The sequence below is a fragment of the Herbaspirillum sp. RV1423 genome (assembly GCF_000577615.1).
Taxonomy (GTDB): Bacteria; Pseudomonadota; Gammaproteobacteria; order Burkholderiales; family Burkholderiaceae_D; genus Herbaspirillum.
Genome location: NZ_CBXX010000005.1, coordinates 128,396 through 149,567, shown reverse-complemented (window position 1 = coordinate 149,567; position 21,172 = coordinate 128,396). Strand labels below are relative to the sequence as shown.

General features: G+C 61.2%; 12 protein-coding genes, 1 tRNA gene and 3 pseudogenes. 4 read left to right on the top strand and 12 right to left on the bottom strand.

Annotated elements, in window-relative coordinates:
* Nucleotides 1–31: 31 nt before the first annotated feature.
* Nucleotides 32–1,192, bottom strand: a complete 1,161-nt coding sequence (locus RV1423_RS07220; RefSeq protein WP_034294858.1) for an acyl-CoA dehydrogenase family protein — start codon at nt 1,190–1,192, stop codon at nt 32–34.
* A gap of 27 nt (nt 1,193–1,219) precedes the next feature.
* On the bottom strand, nt 1,220–2,080 hold the full coding sequence (locus tag RV1423_RS07215; RefSeq protein WP_034294855.1) for a MaoC family dehydratase N-terminal domain-containing protein: 861 nt from the start codon (nt 2,078–2,080) through the stop codon (nt 1,220–1,222).
* Between the two features lie 276 nt (nt 2,081–2,356).
* Here RV1423_RS07215 and RV1423_RS07210 point away from each other — a divergent pair, with 276 nt between their 5' ends.
* The gene (locus RV1423_RS07210; RefSeq protein ID WP_034295191.1) at nt 2,357–3,277 is read left to right on the top strand and encodes a LysR family transcriptional regulator; all 921 of its coding nucleotides are present in this window, start codon (nt 2,357–2,359) and stop codon (nt 3,275–3,277) included.
* Nucleotides 3,278–3,283: 6 nt separating this feature from the next.
* Here RV1423_RS07210 and RV1423_RS07205 read toward each other — a convergent pair whose 3' ends face one another.
* The gene (locus tag RV1423_RS07205) at nt 3,284–4,048 is read right to left on the bottom strand and encodes a sulfite exporter TauE/SafE family protein (RefSeq protein WP_034294853.1); all 765 of its coding nucleotides are present in this window, start codon (nt 4,046–4,048) and stop codon (nt 3,284–3,286) included.
* 296 nt (nt 4,049–4,344) lie between these two features.
* On the opposite strand from RV1423_RS07205, the gene RV1423_RS07200 reads away from it, so the two are divergent.
* The 3 genes and pseudogenes from RV1423_RS07200 to RV1423_RS30605 form a co-directional block, all read left to right on the top strand.
* Nucleotides 4,345–5,148, top strand: a complete 804-nt coding sequence (locus RV1423_RS07200) for an SDR family oxidoreductase (protein ID WP_034294851.1) — start codon at nt 4,345–4,347, stop codon at nt 5,146–5,148.
* 54 nt (nt 5,149–5,202) lie between these two features.
* Nucleotides 5,203–5,292, top strand: a tRNA-Ser gene (locus RV1423_RS07195).
* Nucleotides 5,293–5,426: 134 nt separating this feature from the next.
* Nucleotides 5,427–5,735: pseudogene (locus RV1423_RS30605) on the top strand (DDE-type integrase/transposase/recombinase); the annotation flags it as partial.
* A 1,374-nt stretch (nt 5,736–7,109) separates the two neighbouring features.
* On the opposite strand, the pseudogene RV1423_RS30600 reads toward RV1423_RS30605, so the two are convergent.
* From RV1423_RS30600 to bcsZ, 9 genes and pseudogenes are all read right to left on the bottom strand, one after another.
* Nucleotides 7,110–9,419 (bottom strand): annotated as a pseudogene (locus RV1423_RS30600) (filamentous hemagglutinin N-terminal domain-containing protein); the annotation flags it as partial.
* A 25-nt stretch (nt 9,420–9,444) separates the two neighbouring features.
* Nucleotides 9,445–10,974, bottom strand: coding sequence for a ShlB/FhaC/HecB family hemolysin secretion/activation protein (locus tag RV1423_RS07185; protein ID WP_231502081.1), 1,530 nt, complete (start codon nt 10,972–10,974; stop codon nt 9,445–9,447).
* Nucleotides 10,975–11,643: 669 nt separating this feature from the next.
* Nucleotides 11,644–11,937, bottom strand: a pseudogene (locus tag RV1423_RS30595) (hypothetical protein); the annotation flags it as partial.
* Nucleotides 11,938–11,976: 39 nt separating this feature from the next.
* The gene (locus tag RV1423_RS07180; RefSeq protein ID WP_197034893.1) at nt 11,977–13,110 is read right to left on the bottom strand and encodes a cell division protein FtsQ; all 1,134 of its coding nucleotides are present in this window, start codon (nt 13,108–13,110) and stop codon (nt 11,977–11,979) included.
* Nucleotides 13,111–13,124: 14 nt separating this feature from the next.
* Nucleotides 13,125–14,540: an MBOAT family protein gene (locus tag RV1423_RS07175; protein ID WP_034294849.1), complete on the bottom strand. Its 1,416-nt coding sequence runs from the start codon at nt 14,538–14,540 to the stop codon at nt 13,125–13,127.
* Nucleotides 14,541–14,558: 18 nt separating this feature from the next.
* Nucleotides 14,559–15,224, bottom strand: a complete 666-nt coding sequence (locus RV1423_RS07170) for a cell division protein FtsQ (protein ID WP_034294847.1) — start codon at nt 15,222–15,224, stop codon at nt 14,559–14,561.
* On the bottom strand, nt 15,221–15,892 hold the full coding sequence (locus tag RV1423_RS07165; protein ID WP_034294845.1) for an SGNH/GDSL hydrolase family protein: 672 nt from the start codon (nt 15,890–15,892) through the stop codon (nt 15,221–15,223). The genes RV1423_RS07170 and RV1423_RS07165 overlap by 4 nt, the downstream gene beginning before the upstream one ends.
* A gap of 29 nt (nt 15,893–15,921) precedes the next feature.
* A complete protein-coding gene (locus RV1423_RS07160; RefSeq protein WP_034294843.1) occupies nt 15,922–19,956 on the bottom strand; it encodes a cellulose biosynthesis protein BcsC in 4,035 nt (1,344 codons plus the stop codon).
* Nucleotides 19,932–21,152 carry a cellulose synthase complex periplasmic endoglucanase BcsZ gene (gene bcsZ / locus RV1423_RS07155; protein ID WP_081768731.1) on the bottom strand — a complete coding sequence of 407 codons (1,221 nt, stop codon included), beginning with the start codon at nt 21,150–21,152 and terminating at the stop codon, nt 19,932–19,934. Before bcsZ ends, RV1423_RS07160 begins: the two co-directional genes overlap by 25 nt.
* Nucleotides 21,153–21,172 lie beyond the last annotated feature (20 nt).

The following is a 21,172-nucleotide window of genomic DNA, read 5'->3' as shown; positions in this document are numbered from 1 at the left end:
CGAATGAATTTTCATTGCGCGTGCCGGAGAATCAGAACGAGCGCGGCAAGCCGAGAATATGCTCGGCCACGTAGGAATAAATCAGGTTGGTCGATATTGGCGCGACCTGATACAAGCGCGTCTCACGGAACTTGCGCTCGACGTCGTATTCGCAGGCGAAGCCGAAGCCGCCGTGCGTTTGCAGGCAGACGTTGGCGGCTTCCCACGAGGCCTTGGCGGCGAGGAACTTGGCCATGTTGGCTTGCGCGCCGCAGGGCTGATGCGCATCGAACAATTCGCAGGCCTTGAAGCGCATCAGGTTGGCGGCTTCCAGTTCGATATAGCTGTCGGCGATCGGAAACTGGACGCCCTGGTTCATGCCGATCGGCCGGTCGAACACGACGCGCTCCTTGGCGTATTGCGTGGCCTTGTCGATGAACCAGTAGCCGTCGCCGATGCATTCGGCGGCAATCAGCGTGCGTTCGGCATTGAGGCCGTCGAGGATATATTTGAAGCCCTTGCCCTCTTCGCCGATCAGGTTCTCCGCCGGAATTTCCAGATTGTCGAAGAACAGCTCATTGGTTTCGTGATTGACCATGTTGAGGATAGGCCGCACCGCCATGCCGTTCCCGATGGCGTGCTTGAGATCGACCAGGAAGATCGACATGCCTTCCGACTTCTTCTTGACCTGGTCCAGCGGCGTGGTGCGCGCCAGCAGGATCATCAGGTCGGAATGCTGGATGCGCGAGATCCATACCTTCTGCCCGTTGACGACGTAGCGATCGCCCTTCTTCACGGCCACGGTCTTGATTTTGGTGGTGTCGGTGCCGGTGGTCGGCTCGGTCACGCCCATCGATTGCAGACGCAGTTCGCCGCTGGCGATCTTGGGCAGATAAAGTTGTTTCTGCTGTTCGGAGCCGTGGCGCAGCAAGGTGCCCATGTTGTACATCTGGCCGTGACACGCGCCGGAATTGCCGCCGGTGCGGTTGATCTCCTCCATGATCACCGACGCCTCGGTCAGGCCGAGGCCGGAACCACCGTACTCCGCCGGGATCAGCGCCGCAAGCCATCCGGCTTTGGTCAGCGCGTCGACGAATTGCTCCGGATAGCCGCGCGCCTCATCGACCTTGCGCCAGTATTCCGCCGGAAAAGTGTTGCACAGATCGCGCACGGCATCGCGCAAATCCTGGTAAGCGTCCGCTTGATGGGACATGGATGATTCTCCTGCTGATGGGTAAAGTTAAGTCAGAGTCGCCTGCGCCTGCATCGCCAGCTCGCCGCGCAGGTTCTGCGCCCACAATTCAGCGCTCTTGCCGTCCGCGGACAGCTTGCCGCACACCTCAAAGGCTTCCGTGTCGAACAGGCTGCCGACGGCGCGAAAGCTGAACGCCGCCAACCGCGCCAGCGGCAAGTGGCGTCCGAGCAGATCGACCAGTAAGGTGGCGATCAGCGGACCGTGCACGATCAGGCCGGGATAGCCCTCGACGCCTGTGACATAGCTGCGGTCGTAATGGATGCGATGACCGTTGAAGGTCAGCGCCGAATAGCGAAACAGCAGCACCGGATCCGGCTCGATGCGGCGGCGCCAATCGGCGTCGGTCGGCGCCTGTTTCGGCGCGACCGGCGCTGCGCCCGGCTGAGGCAGGTCGCGATAGACGATGTCGTGTTCTTCATGGATCGCGACCAGGCCGTCATATGCAATCTCATGCGCCACCGTGACGAAAGCCAGTTCGCCCGTCTTGCCTTTCTTAACGTCGACACTGGCGATGCGCGACAGCTTCGTTGCTGTGGCGCCGACCGGCAACGGCGCCGCAAACCGGAGACGCCCCCCCGCCCACATGCGGCGCGGCAACGGCACCGGCGGCAGGAAACCGCCGCGGCGCGGATGACCGTCGTCGCCGACTTCGGACTGGCGGCAGACGGTCCAGAAATAAATCCAGTGCCACAGCGGCGGCAAGGCTTCTCCGAGTGCCGGGGCCTGCGGATGGTCCAGCGTCGCAGCCAGTGCATCGGCGCAAGCGGGATTGATTACATCGCTGCGGGTTTCGGTCTTGCCTACCCATTGGCGCAGCAGCATCAGGTCGATGTCAGGCTTGCTCATTTGTCGTGTCGCCGGTTAAAGAATACGACAGAGTCTGCGTCGCCTGCGCCGGCAAGACAATCGGTATTTTCTGAAGGGGGGCTTCCGGATTGGTGAAGTCAGGCGAAGAAAATAATGTGCGCATGCAGCATCGCGGCCCGGAGCGACCGCCGCCGGATTGCCGTTGCATGAAATAGACGTGAGGTCTGCATGCCGGCCCCGTTCAGGCGTAAGATAGACGCCATTCGCACCGGCGCACAAGAACGCCGGCGCCTCTTCCAGAGAGACACCGACATCATGCTATTCGACCTGACCGACCTGCGCCTGTTCATCCTGATCGCCGAATTCAACAGTCTCACGCGCAGCGCCGAGCGCATGAATCTTTCGCTGGCGGCCACCAGCAACCGCATCAAGGAACTGGAAACCCGCTTCGGCATGCGCCTGCTCTATCGTGAAAGCAAAGGCGTGCAACTGACGCCGGCCGGCCAGACCTTCCTCACGCATGCGCAGCAATTCATGCAACAGGTCGAGCGCCTCAAGAGCGACATGCAGCAATACAATAACGGCCTCAAGGGCTATATCCGCATCTTCGCCAACACCACCGCGGTAACCGAATTCATGCCGGAGATCCTCGGCAAATTCCTCACCCAGTATCCGCAGGTCAATGTCGCGCTGGAAGAAAGGCTGAACCATGACATCATGCGCGGCATCCAGGAAGGCACGGCCGACATCGGCATCGTGGCCGGACCGGTACAGGGAGAAGGCCTGGAAATCCTGAACTTTTCCACCGACCGCCTGATGCTGGCAACTGCGCTGGAACATCCGCTGGCCGACGCCGGCAAAGTGGCTTTCGCCGAAACGCTGGGATATGAACACGTCGGCCTGCACGAAGGCAGCACGCTGCATCACTTCCTCAACCGCATCGTCTCGGAAAGCGGCCAGCGTCTCAAACTGCGGATTCAGGTGCGCAGCTTCGAAGCCATGTGCCGCATGGTGGAAACCAACGTCGGCATCGGCATCGTGCCGCAATCGGCCGCGCTGCGCCACAAACAGACGATGCAACTGAGCCTGGTCGAACTGAGCGATCCGTGGAGCGTGCGCGAACGCAGCATGGTGGTGCAAAGCCTGGACGCCCTGCCCTTGTATGCGCGCGACCTGGTGGACTTCATCCGCCAGCAGACGGCGCAAATCGTTCCCGTGCAAAAAGAAGCCGCCTGACCGGCGTCAGCCGTGGATCATCATCCACAAGGCAATCGCAATCAGCGCGCCGCAAAACAGCATGCGCAAACGCCGTTCCGGCAAATGATGGGCCAGCGCCACGCCCCAGGAAATGCTCAGCACGCCGCCCAACGCCAGCGGAATCCCGACGGTCCAGTCGACATGCCCGGCGCTGGCGTATGCCCATAGCGCCACCAGCGTGCCGGGCGTGACCATCGCCAGTCCCAGCCCCTGCGCCGCCGTCTGCGTCGCGCCGAAAAAAGCCACCAGCCCCGGCACCGCCACAATCGCGCCGCCGACGCTGAAAAATCCCGCCGTCGCCCCCGCGAAAATACCCACGAAAAAAATATAACGCTGCGGCAATAACACGCGCGGCGTGACTTCCTTCTGCCTGCGCATCAGCGTCCACAGGTAGTACAACGCCAGCACCGCCATGAACACCGCAAAGGAAAAGTGCAGGGACCGGGCGTCGATGGCCGTCGCAAAACGCGCTGCAAAATACGTGGCGAACACCGCCGGCACCGCCATCAGCATGGCCGAGCGCAACTCGATCTTGTTGCGCTGCTTGTAGCGCCAGAACCCGATCAGCACATTCGGCACGATCATCACCAAGGCAGTCCCCTGCGCCAGTTGCTGGTCCATGCCATACAAAAATCCCAGCACCGGAATCGCGATCAGCCCGCCGCCGATGCCGAACAAACCGCCGAGCGCGCCCAACACCCCGCCCAATAAAAAATTGACACAGGAGGCGAAAAACAAAGATTGCATCATAGGTGTAAAGTACGCACTTGGCCGCGCAAGACGTCCCGCAACATCGACGAGACAGCTTGTACGACCTGGCGAATCCAAAAGGAGAATGGCGTGAGTAGTGGAGTTCTGGTTGTCGTGCTAGAAGCCGGCGTCGTCGTGATCATCGCACTGGCGATCTACCTGATCAGGAAGAAATAATCGGCTCCAGGCCGCAAGCAGTTTATCAGCCCATGTCCGCGCTCACAAGCAAGCGCTCCGGATGAAAATTTTTAATGCATCGCCGATGCGATGCGCCAGCCACAAAGGAAAGAGACACCATGGATTTAGGACTACAAGGAAAAATCGCGCTGGTCTGCGGCGCCAGCAAAGGATTGGGCTATGCCTGCGCCGAACACCTGGCGCGCGAAGGCGCCCACGTCGTGATCGTCGCCCGCAACCAGGATACGCTGGACCAGGCAGCCGCCAGGCTGCGCGCGCTCGGCCCGATTAAAGTCATCGCCGTCGCCGCCGACATCGCCAGCGTCGAAGGACGCGCCAAGGCGCTGGCTGCCGTCGATGAAATCGCCGGTGAAAAAAACCACGGTCCCGACATCCTCGTCAACAACGCCGGCGGCCCGCCGCTGGGCGATTTCCGCGACTGGGACCGCGACATCTGGTTGAAAGCCATCGACGCCAACATGCTCACGCCGGTCGAACTGATCAAGGCCACCGTCGACCAGATGATCGCGCGCGGCTGGGGCCGCATCGTCAACATCACCAGCAGCTCGGTCAAGGCGCCGCGCTACGACCTCGGCCTGTCCAACGGCGCCCGCGCCGGCCTGACCGGCTTCGTCGCCGGCGTCTCGCGCCACATCGCCAAGAGCGGCGTGACCATCAACAACCTCTTGCCCGGCAGCTTCGAAACCGACCGCCTGCGCAGCAGCTTTGTCGGCTCTGCCAAACTGACCGGCGAAACGCCCGAAGAAGTCCGTCTGCAACGCATGGCCGAAACCCCGGCCGGCCGCTTCGGCGACCCCGACGAATTCGGCGCCACCTGCGCCTTCCTGTGCAGCAAGCACGCGGGCTACATCAACGGCCAGAATGTGCTGATGGACGGCGGCGCCTATCCGGGGATTTTCTAAGCGGCAAAAAACGACAGCAGCCGGGCAGCTCATGTATAATGCCCGGCTTGCGCAGGAAGGTTGGCAGAGCGGTTGAATGCACCAGTCTTGAAAACTGGCGAGGGCGTAAGCCCTTCGTGAGTTCGAATCTCACACCTTCCGCCAAAGTACGAAGAAAAACGGGCCTTTCAGGCCCGTTTCTGTTTTCTACCCGCATGTCTGCCGCGGTCATGGCACCACGCAATTGTGCATCCAATAAATTGCAAAGTCCTCTGCCGTTGCGGAGGAATTTAGACCCTGATATGGCTGCACCGCGTCCGCTAGATCGGGTCAATCGGCGGTTCCAGGCAGACCAGCCGAATCAGCTTTGGGTGTCGGACTTCACCTATGTTTCAACATGGCAGGGCTGGCTATACGTGGCGTTCGTGATCGATGTGTTCGCTCGCCGTATTGTTGGTTGGCGCGTCAGTTCGTCAATGTCCACAGACTTCGTTCTGGATGCGCTTGAACAGGCGCTGTACGCCCGTCAGCCGGGCAATAATGGACCGCTGATCCACCATTCGGACAGAGGGTCGCAATACCTCAGCATTCGGTATAGCGAACGGCTGGAGATGCCGAATAAACAAGCGATTGTTAGGTATGCTGAAATCAGGCAGGGGATTCGCCGCGTTGCCAATGGTCTGGTTGTTGCCATTGCTGGCCGTGATGCCTCCAGCGCCGTTGGCGGACGGCACTGCGCGACCATTTACCGTCTGGGCTACCGCGGGATTCGCGCCGCTGCCGGGGCTGGTGTTCTGTTGTACGCTCCATACCGGCAAATCTGCTGTTGTGGATGCCAGCACGTTGTCGTAAGCGGCGCCGCCCTGGTTGTAGGTATAGTGGTTTTGATGAGGATGGCCGTCGACCCAATGGTAGTAATTTTCTCCAGCGGTCATATGGTCGACGGTGGTATCGGTGCCGGTGGCGCCGATATTATTGATCGCCCCCACCATGCCGCTGAGCGTGCCGCCTGCGACCATCACGCTCTTGTCGTTGGTCACGTTGCCCGACAGGATCATGTTGCCGCCGGAACTGATCTTGCCCGGGTCGCTGCTCAAGACCACCGTTTTTTGGACCACTTCGGTGTAGTCGCGCTTGTAGAATTTTTCAAAGCGGTCGCCATTGGGCATCACCAGCACGATGCCGCCACCGCCGCTGTCGCTCCATGACACACGATCTGCAGCAAACCAATTGGTCGGATCTGCCCAATTTGCATACTCGGTAACGTGACGGGTCAGCGATGGATCGTCCTGCACCGTCGTGCTGAAGTGATTGTTGCTGTTCAAGAGCGACGCCGTTTGCAGACGCAAGATACCGCCCGCATCGATGGTGGCAGATCCGTTGATGATGCTGTCGGCGGTACCGCTCGCCAGACGATTGCTATCCAACGTACGCCCGAAACTCATATCACCCAGACTCTGGATCAGAGCGTGCTCGCGGTTGACGACGTTGACAGCGCCGATATTGATGCTGTTGCGGGAGGCAATCGCACCGGCCTGCCCGCTGCCGAGATCGACATCGTTGGTCAGCGACTGCGCGCCGAGGGCGATGTCGTCGCCGTAAATGCGGCCGGTGTTGGTGATGGCATTGCCGGCCCGGATCGTGGTGGCGCTGGCGTTGATAAGCCCGGTGGCCTGATTGTCGACATTGACCGCCGTCAATGTCAGCGCATTGACGGCAGTGAGCTCGCCGGTGTTACTGAAATTGCCGGTCGTCGTCAACGTCAGATCATGATTGGCGGTCAGGACATTGCCCGCCGCATTGAGATAGTCGCCCTGCAGATTGAGCGTCAGATCCTGCGCCGCGACAATATTGCCGTTGCCGACAATGGTATTGGCGGTAACGTTGAGATTGCGGCTACTGGAAACAGTCCCGGCAGTGTTGGCCAGACTGCGAAGAGTGGACAGTCCGATGTTGCTGTTGCTGCCGACGGTACTGCCGATGAAGCCGGAGCTGTTGTCGAGACTGAGCGCGGCCAATGTGATGTCGCCGGCCGCACTGACATTGCCGCCCACATTGCTGACGTCTGCATTCGCGCCATTGACGGTCAGGTTGTTGCCGGCATATAAGCGGCCACTGTCGTTGCTCAGTGCGCCGCTGATATTCAGCGTCAGGTTGCCGGTGGCAATGACTTGCCCTTGCTGGCTGTTGTCCAGCCGGACCGTCCGGATCTGTATATCGCCATTGCCGCCGAGCGTACCTTGACGATTGACGATCTGGCTGCCGCCGTTGATCTGGGTCAGGCCGCTGCCGACATTGGCGATCCGCCCTGCACTGTTGTCGATGCTGCTGCCGGACACGGTCAAGGCGTCGGTGGGCCCATCGGCTTCGATCAAGCCGCCGTTGTTGTTGATGGCGCCTGAAGCGTTCACGTCCACACCGGCAGCGCTGCGCATCACGCCGCCGGCGCTGTTGTCGATAGTGCCCTGTGTGGCTGCGACGCTAAGTTGCTGCTGGCTAAAAATCGATCCGCCCCGATTGACGATGCTGCCTGCCGTGAGCGTGACAAGTCCGTTGCCGCCGATACTGCCGCCCGCACTCGACAAGCTGCCGGCGCCATTGCCGATATTGAGCGTCAACTGGCCGCTGCCGGCAAGGGCAATCGTACCGCCATCGTTGATCAAGGTCTGCGGTGTCAGACTCAGGTCGCTGCTATTGGTCTTCAGCAGGCCGCCATTGCTGTTGTCCAGCGTATTGGCCACGGCAATCCGCGTGATGCCGGTGCCGGACTGGATGATCTGGCCGTGCTGGTTGCTCAGATTGACCGCGGCAAGGGACAACTGACCGGCGTTAAGCGCGCCTTGGTTATTGTTGATGGCGCCTGCTGCGATCAATGTGGCCATGCCGGCGGCCTGCAAGTTGCCGCCGGTGTGGTCGATGTCTCCGGCACTGGCGCTCAGCGTCGCGTTGCCGGCGGCGTTGGTGCGCGCACCGGCCAGATTGATGCTGGCGGCGTTCATGGCGATATTGCCGCCCGCGGTATTCTGGCCGGTGGCCGCAATTGTCCCCCCGGCGTCGAGGCTCAGGTTGCCGGCCTGAGTAACATTACCGCTGCCGTCGATGCCGGCGCCGAGTGAGCCGGTGGAGTTGACGCTGGCAGCGTTGAGGCTCAGGTTACCTTGCGCGGCGACGGTGCCGCTATTACCGATCAAGCCCTCGCTTGCGAGTGCGACGTTTTGCTGGCCGTACAGGCTGCCGCCATTGGCAATACCGTCGCCGCCGTGAATCGTCAGATTACCTGTCGCCGTGGTGTTACCGTTCAATGTGACCTTGCCGCTGTTGTCGATGCTGATGTCGCCGGCTTGCGCCGCGATATTTCCCATGCTGCGCACGCCGACGCCGGCTTCCGTGCCGATCAGTCTGATCTTGTTGGCGTACATGCCGCCCATTTGCGCCAGATCGATGCCGACGGTCGGCGGCGCGCCGTCTCCCTGGATCACCTGCACGCCCAGATTGGCGTAGTTCACCAGATTGGCGCCGGTCACGACATTGAGCTGATTCGCCCATAACTCGCCGTTGACCTGCACGCTGCGCGCAATCAGGTCGACCCGGTCGATGCCGGCGGCATTCATGCCGTTGCCGTCGATGCTGATATCGCCGCGCGTCACGCGCAGATTGGACAGGCTGCCGTCGGCGGCAAATTCCGGCGTGCCGGTAGTCAGCACGCCGCGACTGGTATTGATGAAGCCGCAACCGCTGCAAGAAATGCCGTTGGGATTGGCAACGATCACGTCGGCACGCTGGCCGGCCACTTCGATATAACCGTTGAGCTGGCTGCGCGACGCGCCGGTGACTTCATTGAGAATCATCCGGGCACTGCCGTTGGCCAATGCCGCATTGCCGGAGATATAGCCGGCCTGCTGGGTCTGCGTCACCGCGTTTGAATTATTGAGGATGGCGCCGCCTTGGCCGACGTTGAACTGATCGTAGCGATTGTGCGAAACGCCGGCGGCGTTGGGCGTCACAATTTGCACCACGGGCTTGCCGTTGGCCGATTGATCGACGACCGGACGACTGGCGGCATTGCGATCGGCGACGATCTGCGCCTGCACAACCGTCACGCCGCCGAACAAGACGGCAATCATCACACCCAATTGACCCAGTCGCATCCAGCCGGATCTTGTCGAGGCTGCCGGTGTGCTTGCGCCACTGCTCTCCGATGTGCTCTTGCCTTGGCTGGAGACGTTCTCCGCGACTGCCATGAGTGCGCCGCGACGCACATTGAAGATGACGCGGTAAGCTTGCTTGTTCATTTCATTCTTTGTCTTGTTTGATTAATCAGTACTGGTAACTCACGCTGAAGCCGGCTGCGGGCGTGGCGGTCTTGAGCCCGTCCGGTTTCACCAGCGCCCAACTGACGAAGGCGTCATAGCGCAAACCTGCAACGCCGCCGCGCACACCGGCGGCAGCACCGACCATCTTGTTGCCCAACAGGTACTGGGCGCTGGGTCCGAATACGCGTCCGGCATCAAGTCCCACATACAAGGTCTGCTTGCTCTGTGCCAGGGGCATCTCAAGTTCATTTCTTACATAGAAACCGCGCTCAGCCGCCAGCGTCTGCTCACCGTCGAAACCCCTTACGGTGTAGCGATTGCCGATCGAGAATTGCTCGGACTGGAACAACGCTGAACGTGTCGCTTGAGCGCGCAACGCACCGATATAGTTGAAGGACTGGCCGAACAATTTGAACGGCGCATAGAGGCTGGCGTCGATCGTCTGCAAGGTGTATCGGTAGGTCGGCGCATCGGGCGTGCGCGGCTCCAGATCCGGCTGGCCGTTGAACCACGACACGCCCCAGCGATTTGCCAGCGTCAGATTGAGTTGCGCGTCGCCGATATAGCGCGTGTGTATCCAGGCCAGTTCTGCGAAAGTCGTATTGCGGCGTTGCACTTCAAGTTCAGTGTCGTCGACGTAGGAATGGCTCCAGCGCTTGCCTAATTTGAACTGCCAACTGTGCTTTTGATATTGGTCGCGATAGAACAACTGCTGCGTCGTGAATTCGAGGTTGCGCGACTTGCCGCTCGAAACGAAAGTTTGAAAGAGACCGGCGATTTGCTGGTGATAGTCATAACTGCTGGCATAGACCGAGAACGTCCAGTAGCCGTAGGGAATGGCGTAGTAGAGATTGCCGCCGGTGGTGCCGCGTTGCTCGCCCTTGCGGTCGGCATCGGTATTGACGCCGAAATTGAAGAGGTCGTTGGCGCCGAGCGCATTGTCCAGAGCGGCATTCAGGCCAGCCTGCAATTTCCCCGTGCCTTTGGCTCCGCTGTCGTCAAGAGAAACAGTGACCTTCCATGGCTTGACGCGTTTGACCGTAATCACCACGTCGCTTTCTCCCGGCAAGGTCCCGGGAACGATCTCCATGTCGACCTCCTGGCTCGGCACCCGCTTCATCTGCTCAAGGCCTTGTTCAATGTCGCGCAGATTGAGCAGTTGGCCGGGGCCGGTTGGGAAGGCGTTCTTCCAGGTTCCCGACAACGATGGATCAGCAAAACGGATGGCACGGATGACACCCGGCACCAGCGTCAATGTCAGCGTGCCGCTGGACAGGTCCTGCGCAGGGATGCCCAGGCGGGTCGTGCTATAGCCTTTGGAGAGAATCAGCGCCGTCAGGCGCTTGACGATGAGATTGAAGCCTTCTTTTCCGACACAGGCGCCCGTGTACTTTTCCAGGTATTCCTGTGCGAATCGAAAAGGATCCTGCGATAACGCACTCGCTCCCAATGCGCGCATCGACGCCGGCAACTGTTCAGGGACATGTAAAGAGAAATGGTCGATGGCAAAACAGGGAGATTCCGTTGGAAGCACCAACGAATCCGGAGCAGCCCCGGTTACTTGCAGTTCAACTTTAGGCGCGTTCGCCAAGCGTTCGCGCTCGGCTGCTTCGGCACGGGCACGTCGACGTTGCTCTTCACTCTCGGATGTCTGAACAGTCTGGGCGACAGCACTGAAGTGCACTGTGCCGATCAGTAGAAAGCTCGCGAAACACTTGCCGCAAGAAAACTTCTTATTCTGATAATACAAAACCACACCCCGGAAATTCTGATTTATTCTTCGAATTTGTTGCCGGGCGGGATTCTATCCGCAGATCACATTCTTGATTTGCGGGAATGTTGGTTTTTGTTAAGAAACACTAAAAATACAACAGCTCGCATTATTTTTAATATTATTTATTCATTACCTTTCGATAATCAATTGAAATAAAAATCAGATTAATGCATTTATATCAACAAAAACAATATACCAACCAGTATGTATCAATCAAAAACACCACTAAAAATGATTGCAAAAAAGACATGGACGAAGAAACGAAAATAACTAGCTCGCATTTTTAAATTTTAAAGTATACGTGTTGATTTGCTCGCAGAATTGACAGCGATGGAATCGAGATATCGCGGAATATCGCGAGTAGTAAATTCTCACCTTTACAGAGCGCGGCTAATGGGCGCCCTTCTCCAATTGATCCACCTCCCGGCGTCTAGCGAAGGCTGCGCCCCGATCGTACGCCCCCCTCATAACCCAACGCTCGCAGTTCCCAATGGAGCTGTTTTAACGTCCGACGTTGGTTGCGGGATTTTGCCGCCGCGGTCTTTAACCAAGTCGAGAGTTTAAGTGTGTACTTGTCCAGGGAGCTCCGCGGACGCCTGTCTGTGTGGTTGGCTCAATGATTTCCGCGCGAATGTATCGCCTGACGGTGTTGCGTGAGATGCTTAAACGCCTGGCGATCTCGCGCTCATTGATGAAATGAGTTCCAGTTTTCCCATACGTCACCTCTTGGCTGTCTGGCTGGTGCGATAACTCGGAACGTCGCTAGCGCCAACTGATCGGTTCGTACGGTGTCTGGAGATCGCGTTCGGGAATTTCCCAGATCACCAGTTTCGGCGGAGTCTGCCTGAAGGCGGGATTGCTGAAGTACTCCCTGGCGCTTCCGGAAAATTCGCCGCCATCCTTGGCGAAGCTGCCGATCCTGGCGCTCAGTGCCAGTTGCAGGAAGCCGACGAAATTGGAGTTGCGCGAGAATGACGTGCCGATCAACGCAATGTTCGGCAATTGGTCGTCGCCAAGCAGGTCGTCCAGGTTATCGCCGTTTCCCTGTGCAGAATCCTGCCGCTCGGTGATTTCGGTCGCAGCGACGAGCTCAGGCGCAGGTTGCCAGCGTAGCGGCAACCAGTCGATCCCGGCCAGACGGACAAGGTCGCCGGGACGCAATTTCTCTTTGCTTATATGGACATCGAAGGCTTTCTGCGGCTCCGGATGCACACCGATCATCTGGATCTGTTGCGCAATGGCGCGTGCCGCGGCCCGGGCGCCGGTTTCATTCCAGTGGGTGTCTGTACGCAGGTACGCCGTCGCGGCCAGAGGCTGCAGGGTGGGCGTCAGATCCATTGCCGACACGCCTGCTTTGCGCAAGGCCTGGATCCATTGGGCCGCCCTCGGCCCCAGTTCGGACGGACGATTCAGACCGCACAACTGGTCGGCGGCAATCCGGCTCTTGTCCGGCACCAGGGCCACCAGCAACGCAATGCCCTGCCTGCTCAGGCGCTGCTGGATGTCCATCACCGCCCTCGCCTTGGTATCCGCGTTGACCTGGGCTTGCCGGTCGATCTGGAACTCCTGATTCAGGAACAACCATCCCGGGCAACCGCTGCGTACGCGCGGCCCGGTGTCATGGAACAATAACCAACTGGCGCCGCGCTCCAGATTGGCAGCCTGTTGCGGGAGCCATGCGCCTGACAGTTGCTTGGCGATCTTGTGCGTAACTTCACCATGCATCGCCGCATCGCGGGTCAGGACCGGCGGCAGCAAGTTGACCTTGCCGAGGTAGAACAGCCAGCAGCAGGAAATCAGGCCGCCGCCAAGCAGCGCCGCCAGCGCGTAGCCGGCTGTTTTACTGGCGCGCGCTGTAAATCCGCCGGGCTGTACCGGCGCAACGGACGGAGGCATGGATGGCGTCCTCATCAAAACTGGAAGTACAGGAAAGGCACGGTTTCGCGGCTGGCGATCAGCGCGAACGACAGCAAGAAACCGGCGACAGGCCAAAGCGCGCAGAACGCTGCGAACAGCGCATTACCGGCCAGGCGAACTTCGCAACGTTCGAGCCAGACCGGTGCGATCACGCAGATCACGCCCAATAGCGCCGCCAGGCCTTGGAGCGGCCGCAGCGTGACGGCCAGCGCATCGCTCAAGGCAAATTGGTGCAGCCCGAACTGGCCGGCATACATGGTGAGCGCGGCATGGAAGTCCGGCGCGCGGAACAGCGTCCAGGCCAGGCAGACAAACAGTAGCGTGAGCGCATGCGCAAGCCACCGCGGCACATCCGGCAGATGCGATCGGGACCAGGCGCGATCGATGCACAAGGCTACGCCATGGGCCGAACCCCACAGCAGGTAGTTCCAGCTATCGCCGCCATGCCAAAGGCCGGCGATGGCCATCGTCAGGAACAGGTTGCGGTAGGTTTTCCAGACGCTGTGGCGGTTGCCGCCCAGGCCGATATACAGATAATCGCGCAGCCAGCTCGACAGCGAAATATGCCAGCGTCGCCAGAAATCCTGGATGCTGCCGGCCAGATAGGGCCGGTTGAAGTTCTCGGGAAAGTGAAAGCCCAGCATGAGGCCAAGGCCGATGGCCATTGCGCTGTAACCCGAGAAGTCGAAGAACAGTTGCAGCGAATACGCCAGGCAACCGATCCAGGCGTCGATGAAAGACGGATTGCCAAGATGAAACGCCGCATCCACCAGCGGCGACATCGTGTCCGCCACCAATACCTTCATGCCCATGCCGACCATGAAGCGCCGCGCGCCGAGCGAAAAATTCGCCCAGTTGAACCAGCGTTGCTCCAGTTCCCGCCGCACCCAGTCATACCGGATGATCGGACCGGCAATCGAGTGGCCGAACATGGAGATGTAAGTGGCGTAGTTGATGAAGCTGCGCTCGGCAGGCACCGTGCGCCGATGCACGTCCACCAGATAGGAAATCGCCTGCAACACGATGAACGACAGCCCTGCCGGCAGCGCCACCTTCTGCCACTCCAGGGGCATGGCGCCGTAGTACGTCATCAGGTCGCTGAGGCTTGCGGCGGCGATGTTGGCGTACTTGTACCAGACCAGCACGGCGGTGTTGAACACGATCAAGCCGACCAGCAGGTGTATCCTTCCCCGCGAATCCTCCCGGGCGTGCTCAACCAGCAGGCCGCCCAACCAGGCGACGATAGCCAGGGCGATGTGCAGCAGCAGGAACAGCGGGCTCAGCCAGCCGTAGAACGCCCAACTGCCCAGCAGCAATACCACGTTGCGCCAGCGTTGCGGCGCCAGCGCGTAAATCAGCAGGAACGCGGGCAGGAATAGCGTCAGGAATTCGAGCGAAGCAAAAACCATGTCGGCGGCGCAGTCCCGTCAGTTGGCCAGGTTGTCGGTCGCAGGCACCAGCCGCGGCCCGGCGGCCGTGGGCAATAGCAATACGCTGTAACGCTCGCCGGCCTTCAACTCTCCCAGGTCCAGCGCGGGACCGACGTTGGCATTCGCACAGACCAACTGCACCGACAGCTTGACCGGATTGATCGAACGCCGTTGCAGGCCGCCTTGCGCGACACCTTTGAAGAGATCCGCCGTACGGCCCGCCGGACGCAGCGCCGCATTCACGCAACCGCCGTCAAGGTTGAAAAAGCCCAGCGAGGCTTTCAGACCGTTGAAGTCGTCCGGAATGTCATGCACGGTGACCTGCTTGATGCCCTTGCCGTCCGGGAGCACCGCCACCGTGGCGAACTCGCCCGGCTTGGCTTGCACTTCCAGTTCCAGGTGCTTCGATCCGCTGGTCAGCGTCCCTTTGATGGTTTTCTTTGCCGTCACCGGGAAGAAGACTGAAACGGGCTTGGCCGATTCCAGCTTCAGCGGCGGCTGGCTTTTCTGAGCCACGACCTGCAAGGTGTCGGTGCCGCCATTGACGAAGCGGATGAATGCCGCGTCTTCCGCCGGCCCCGTGGGATACAGTGGGATATCCGCAGCCACCGCATGCAGGCTCGACAGCAGCGCGGCGACAATCAGACCTTGGGCGATTTTCATTTCTTCGCTCCCTTGCTGCTCAATGCCTCAGGCGGCAATTTGGCCAGCGCCTCGCCAATTGCGTTACCCCAGGATTTGTAGCCGGCTACCGTGAAGTGCTGACCGTCTGTGGTCACCCACTGCCCCGGCTTGGACATCGTCAGCGAATCGATGTAGGTGCATGGTGCAACGTTCGCGGCCAGGAATTGCGACATGAGCTGGGTGCGCGCATCGTTCTTCTGGTACATGCCGCCGGCCTTGCCCCAGGCCGGGCCAACCCAGGCGCACTTGGTCCCGGTGGCGGCGATCGCCTTGGTCAGGCTGGTCACGCTTTGCCAGGCCCAGGCCTTGGGGAAGGCTGACTTGTCGTAAGACGCCATGGTGTCGCCGATGACCATCACCACCAGGTCCGGCTTGTCCTTGGCGATCAGTTCGCCGATCGGCGTCGTCGTTGCGTCACGCCCCTTGATCTGGATCTTGCCGGCGCTGCGTTGCTCGGCGCCGCAATCCACTTTTTTGGTGAGCAGCCAGTCGCCAGCGCTTGCGCCGCAGGCGCCGATCGAATGAACGATCGCGCCCTGCTGGGTAAGATTGGCGGTCAGCGGCTCGGTGAGATGGTCCGCCAGGCTCATATGGCTCTCGCCAAGCACCAGGATAGTCAGACCGGCAAGTACGGAAGCTGTAGGCATAGGAATAAATGTAAAAAAAATGTAAAAAGTCAGTTTGAATAAGGTGAACGGTAGGGGTTGACGGGAAGCGTCATGAAGCGGCCCTTCATGTCCTCGAATGTGTAACGCAGGTACATGCCGACGTTGATTTCCTTGTAGTCGCTCGAGTTGTTCAGGCGCAGCGCGCCGCCGACGAACAGCCTCGGACCGAACCGGTATTCGCCGGCGCCTTCCACGCTGTAGCCGAGGCCGGTCTTGCTTTGCTTTGCGTAACGCTGGTTGTTGGCGGCCTGCAGGCTGCTGTCGGTCGGGAAGTATTCGGCGCTGTCTTGCTGGAAGTACTGCAGCCCCATCGCCCCCTTGACCTGGAAGCTGAAATTGTCGGAGCGCCGCGCCCAGGTCACCGGCACGCCGACGGAGACGTAGGCCTGCGGGCTGAAATAGCCGCCGTTGCCATACGTGAAGAAGTTCTGGTTATTGGCGTAGCTCAGCACCGAGGCGCTGACACCGGCGGTGAGCTTGTTGTCCGGCGCGTTGTCCAGATACCGGTAGGCGCCCGCTCCCAGTTCGACACGGGTATTGGACGCGACGTTGCGGCCCTGCAGGGCGTGCAAGGCGCCGTAGCTGTAGACGCCTGCTTGCGAATCGTCGTAACTCAGCTCGACGCGGCCGCCATTGGCGGTGACGCCGCCCCACGACCTGTTGTCGCGGCGATCGGTGGCGCCGGCGAACGAGGTCACGCTGTCCGTCACCGCACGGCGGGACAAGGTGGCGCCATAACGGACATCGGTGCTGCCTTCCAATGGTTTTTCAAGCTTCACGCCGCCGACGACATTGGCATATTTGAAGCCGATCGGCGTCGTGCCGATGTCGGCCTTGAGGCCCGCATCGGAACGCTCATACGCGACGCCGATGCCAACGCCGTTCGCGTTTTGCGAGCCGACGCCGGCAGCGCTGCCGCCCCCGCCGCCGAAGCGGCTGGAAGCTTCGTCGCTCATGTCGCCTGCGCGGAGCGAGACCGGCGTGACACGCAACGCCAGGCGGTTACCGCCCACCGGCACGTTGATCTCCAGAGGCGCTTCGACGTCGGTCAGTTGGCTCAATCCCGCCTCGCTGGAGTTGCCGCGGATGACGACGCCCTGCGTGATGTAAGGACTGCGCGACTGAACGATATCGTTGAGCGCGCGCTGGGCCGGACTGATGGAATCCTCGGCCGACCTTGTCGCTTGCGGTTCGGATTGCAATGCCAGCAACGCCCTCTGCGCGGCGCTGGCGCTTGCAGCCCTGGCGGCAGGCATGTTCGTCGCACTGGGTGCCGTGCCATAAGCCTGCGCATAGGCCGGCGCGTTCGTTGTTGCCGGATAAGCCGGAGCAAAAGCAGTCACGTACGCCGGCGCGTTTGGCGCTGCGGCATAAGCAGGCGCATAAGCTGGCGCCGTGGCCGGGATTCTGCGCAGTGCGTCGGACGGCGCGGGCAAGCCGTCGCCGGCGGCGGCTTGTGCGTTCCTGCCGAGGATGTTTTCCGCCGGCGGAGGAATCGCCGATATCGCGTCGGATGCCGGTTGTCCGCGCTGCTTCCTGAAGGGATTGACCGCCAGGTTCACCGCGCCGGATCGCGAGGCCAGGCGTTGCTTCTCGCCGGCTTCGATCGCCACTGCCTGGCGCAGCAGCGCGGTGGCTTCGCCGACTTTGCCGATTGCACGGTAGATGCGTGCCGCTTCGGTCAAAGAAGTCGGATCGGTGCTGTGCAATTTGACGAACTGGGCCAGGACATTGTCGGCGTAGGCATTATCCCGGGACAGCACGGCGGCATCGGCGGCATTGAGCAACACACCCGCGTCCTGCGGATTGCGCTGCACCAGCGGCTTGTACAGTTCCAGGGCCTTGGCGCTGTCGCCGTCGGCGACATACATGCGCGCCAGCGCGGAAACCGCTGCCGAGTCGCCCGGACGTTGCATCAGCGCCGGCGCCAGCGTGTCGTAGGCAGACGCCAGATCGCCCGCCTCACGCAAGCGGTCGGCCTGGCGAATGCGATACAGATAGCGCAGCTCATCGAAACGTTTGCTGGTGGCCGCGCTCAGAGGCTGGTTCTGCAGCCCGATCAGGACAGAGTAAACCTGCGCATCCTCGCCCGCCCTCAGCAAGATCGATGCATATTGCAGCATCAGGTTGGCCGAGGGCGCGCTGCCGGGGGCCACCAACGGCTGCATCATGGCCAGCGCGCGTGGCGAATCGCCTGCATCGACGTAGACGGAGGCCAGCGTCGCGACACGTTCGGCGTTCCCGTTCGCCATCGGTTGCAGGCGGTCGAGCAATACCAGCGCGTCCTGGCGCTGTCCTCTCTTGACCAGGGCGACGGCCTGGTTGACTTGCGTGGTCAGGGCGATCTGCTCCGCGAGATCGTTCATGGCGGCGGTGCGGCGGTCGGCAGGGATACGGTCAACCGTGGCCTGCGCGTCCGACCACTGTTCCATTTCCACCGACAGCAAGGCGCTCGCATACAGGGCGTCGGCATTGCCGGGATGCGCCTTGATGAAAGCATCGATGGTCTCGCGGGTTTTGTTCCGGTCGCCGGCCTTGATGTACAAGCGCGCCAGGCTGAAAGAGGTCCATACGTTGTCGGGGTCGTTCCTGACGGCCTCGCGCATTGCGTTCTGCGCGCCCGCCAAATCGCCACGCTGCTCGGCCAGGCCCGCCTGTTGCGTAGCGCGCAGGGCGCGCAGGCGCCCTTGGTCGCCGAGCTTGGCCTGTTCCGCGGGCGACAGGCCGTCGAGCAGGCGCAGGGCTTCATCGGCATGGCCGGTCTGCGACAGCACGCTGACCATTCCGCGTATGGCGGACGGATTGCCCGGCTGCATCGCCAGGACCTGGCGATAGCCGGACACGGCGGCATCGAACTGGCCAGCGCCGGACTGCGCATCGGCCATGGCCAGGCGGCCGTCGATATTCTTCGGATCCAGGCGCACCGCTTGGGCAAAGGCATCCTGCGCCTGGGCGGTCTGTCCCTTGGCTTGCAGGTCGCGTCCGCGCCCGATCAACAACCAGTAGCGCACGCTGTCCAGTGCGGCCTTCCATTGATTTGCGCCCTTGCCTACCGCTTTGCCCAGCAATTGCTCAGCATCGGCAAACCGGTTCTGCTGCTGGCGGATGACGCCCAGGCCACCCATCGCGTCAAGGTCGTCGGGATGCGATGCCAGACGCTCCTGAAACGCCTTTTCAGCCTCGGCCAGATCGCCCTTCTCCAGGGCCTGCATGCCGCGGCCGACCACAGTGGCCTGTTGCCCGGCGCTCAGCTTCTGCCGACCTTTGTTCATCTGTTCCCGGATTCCCTGGTCATCCGGATGAGCCTTCAGGAACTCCTCGAACAAGGGAATCTGCGCGGCATTCGGCGGCCCCATCCAGACCAGCGCCAGGCGCCAGCTTTCATCGGCATCGCCGGCAATGTCCACGTGCCGGGTCAACCTGGACAGGACGCGGGCGCCCTCGGCCCGGCTTTCCTCATGGCGGGCCAGTTGCTTGCCGTAGAACAGCGCAAGGATCGAATCATCGGGGGTTTCTCGCAGCAAGCGTTCCATCCCCTTGCGCGCCTCCGGCCATCCTGCGGCATTGAACGCCAGGTTGTTGTAATACTCGCGTCCGATGGATCCCTCGGGCGTCAGGCCATTGAACATGCGCCGGAAGGTATCGGTCGCCTTGTCCCGTTCTCCGGCGTCCGCCAGGCGCCGGGCCTCATCGAGCAGCGCCTGGTTTTCCGACCTGGCCAGCGCCATGTCCTGCATCAACTGATGCGCCTGCCAGGGAACCGGAGACAGCGCCTGCAAGCGCGCGAGATAGTCGTTGGCCTGCTGCGGCTTGTTCTGCTTGACGCCGATCAGGCCCATCCCGTACAAGGCATTGACCTGGCTCTTATCCAGCATCAGCACCTTCTGCCAGACTTCGGCCGCGCGCTGGGCATTGCCGCGCGCCTGCCAATACTGGCCCTGCTCAACCAACTGCGCCTGTACATCCGGCCCTTCCGCATGGGCGGCAGAACCGATCAACGCAGTAAAAATCCCAATCGCTAGCGTGGAACGGTGCGCGCGCATGATCTCTCCCAAGACAATTTAAGCGTTCCGTCATCGCGGAACTGGTATCGCTTTTCCGTCCATCCCAATCCGAACAGGCTCAGCATCACGTTGTAATAAAGCGCTTCGGCGCGCTGGCTGCCCGGCGCGAATGCCGCGTCGATGTTTTCCCGGGCGCGGCGCTGCAGTTGTTCAGCCAGGCGCAAGTCGCCTTTGGCCACGAAATACGGAACGAGCGCCGCCGAAAAACCGAACGGCGCACTGCCCTCCAGCACGCCGGAACTCACCTGGACCTTTTCCGGAGGAACACCGGTTGAAGCCGTCGCCTGGCCCATGCCGTCCAGCGCCGCCAGCAACGGAGCAAATCCCGGATCCCTGGCGGGCGTCATGCCGGCCCACAGGTAAACCCGAATGGCGTCGTAGCTGCCGATCTCTCCCTTGCCCGGGGCGACCACGAACTGGCCGGTCTGGGAGCCGGTCATCCGATAGCCGACCCAGTCGGCCGCATACCCTTTGGGGCTGGAGTCCTGGATCATCCTGACGGTGTTGTCGGCGACCTGTTTCCACGGTCCTGCCGGCTCCTCTTTCGCCAGGCGCCTGAGCAAGGGCAACGGCAGATAGCTGGGATTGAGCGTCCACAGGACGTTACGTTGGACGAAACCCTCGGCGCCCGGCAGAACCATCATTCCGAGGCCGGGCAGGTCGACCACCAGCTTGGCCTTGATGGTGGCAAGCAGGCGCAGTGCATCCTTGCGGTAGTCGGGGCGTTGCCACAGACGCGACGCTTCCAGCAGCGCGTAGGCAATCCACAGGTCGGCGTCGGATGCGGAATTCGCATCCTGCAACTGCCATTGCCCATCCTTGCCCTGCCCCCACAGCCAACCCGGCAGGCGGGTCGCCGGGTCGGAACCGAGCATGTTCGCCACGGTCCACGTCCACAGATGTTCGAAGCGCGCCGGATCATTGCCGATCAGCGCGAATAGCATGCCGTAGGCCTGGCCTTCCGATGTGCTGTGGTTCTGCTTCATGCTGGATTCCAGCACCCGGCCGTCATCCTGGACGTAACGAGACGCCCAGGACTCCCACAGAGGCCAGTTTCCGGCCGTGCATTTTTGGCCTGCCGCCGACGAAGGCAGGCAGGCCAGCGAGCCTGCCGCGGCAAGCAGTGCGCAAGCCGCACCGCGCAGCCGCCAGCATAGAATGCGATGCAAGCTCATCGTATGGATATCCGCAGATT

What these genes read in the sequence shown, in the direction of transcription:
- RV1423_RS07220 (WP_034294858.1), bottom strand. Translation starts at nt 1,192, where the DNA reads ATGTCCCATCAAGCGGACGCTTACCAGGATTTGCGCGATGCCGTGCGC.
- RV1423_RS07215 (WP_034294855.1), bottom strand. Translation starts at nt 2,080, where the DNA reads ATGAGCAAGCCTGACATCGACCTGATGCTGCTGCGCCAATGGGTAGGC.
- RV1423_RS07210 (WP_034295191.1), top strand. Translation starts at nt 2,357, where the DNA reads ATGCTATTCGACCTGACCGACCTGCGCCTGTTCATCCTGATCGCCGAA.
- RV1423_RS07205 (WP_034294853.1), bottom strand. Translation starts at nt 4,048, where the DNA reads ATGATGCAATCTTTGTTTTTCGCCTCCTGTGTCAATTTTTTATTGGGC.
- RV1423_RS07200 (WP_034294851.1), top strand. Translation starts at nt 4,345, where the DNA reads ATGGATTTAGGACTACAAGGAAAAATCGCGCTGGTCTGCGGCGCCAGC.
- RV1423_RS07180 (WP_197034893.1), bottom strand. Translation starts at nt 13,110, where the DNA reads ATGCCTCCGTCCGTTGCGCCGGTACAGCCCGGCGGATTTACAGCGCGC.
- RV1423_RS07175 (WP_034294849.1), bottom strand. Translation starts at nt 14,540, where the DNA reads ATGGTTTTTGCTTCGCTCGAATTCCTGACGCTATTCCTGCCCGCGTTC.
- RV1423_RS07170 (WP_034294847.1), bottom strand. Translation starts at nt 15,224, where the DNA reads ATGAAAATCGCCCAAGGTCTGATTGTCGCCGCGCTGCTGTCGAGCCTG.
- RV1423_RS07165 (WP_034294845.1), bottom strand. Translation starts at nt 15,892, where the DNA reads ATGCCTACAGCTTCCGTACTTGCCGGTCTGACTATCCTGGTGCTTGGC.
- RV1423_RS07160 (WP_034294843.1), bottom strand. Translation starts at nt 19,956, where the DNA reads ATGCGCGCGCACCGTTCCACGCTAGCGATTGGGATTTTTACTGCGTTG.
- bcsZ (WP_081768731.1), bottom strand. Translation starts at nt 21,152, where the DNA reads ATGAGCTTGCATCGCATTCTATGCTGGCGGCTGCGCGGTGCGGCTTGC.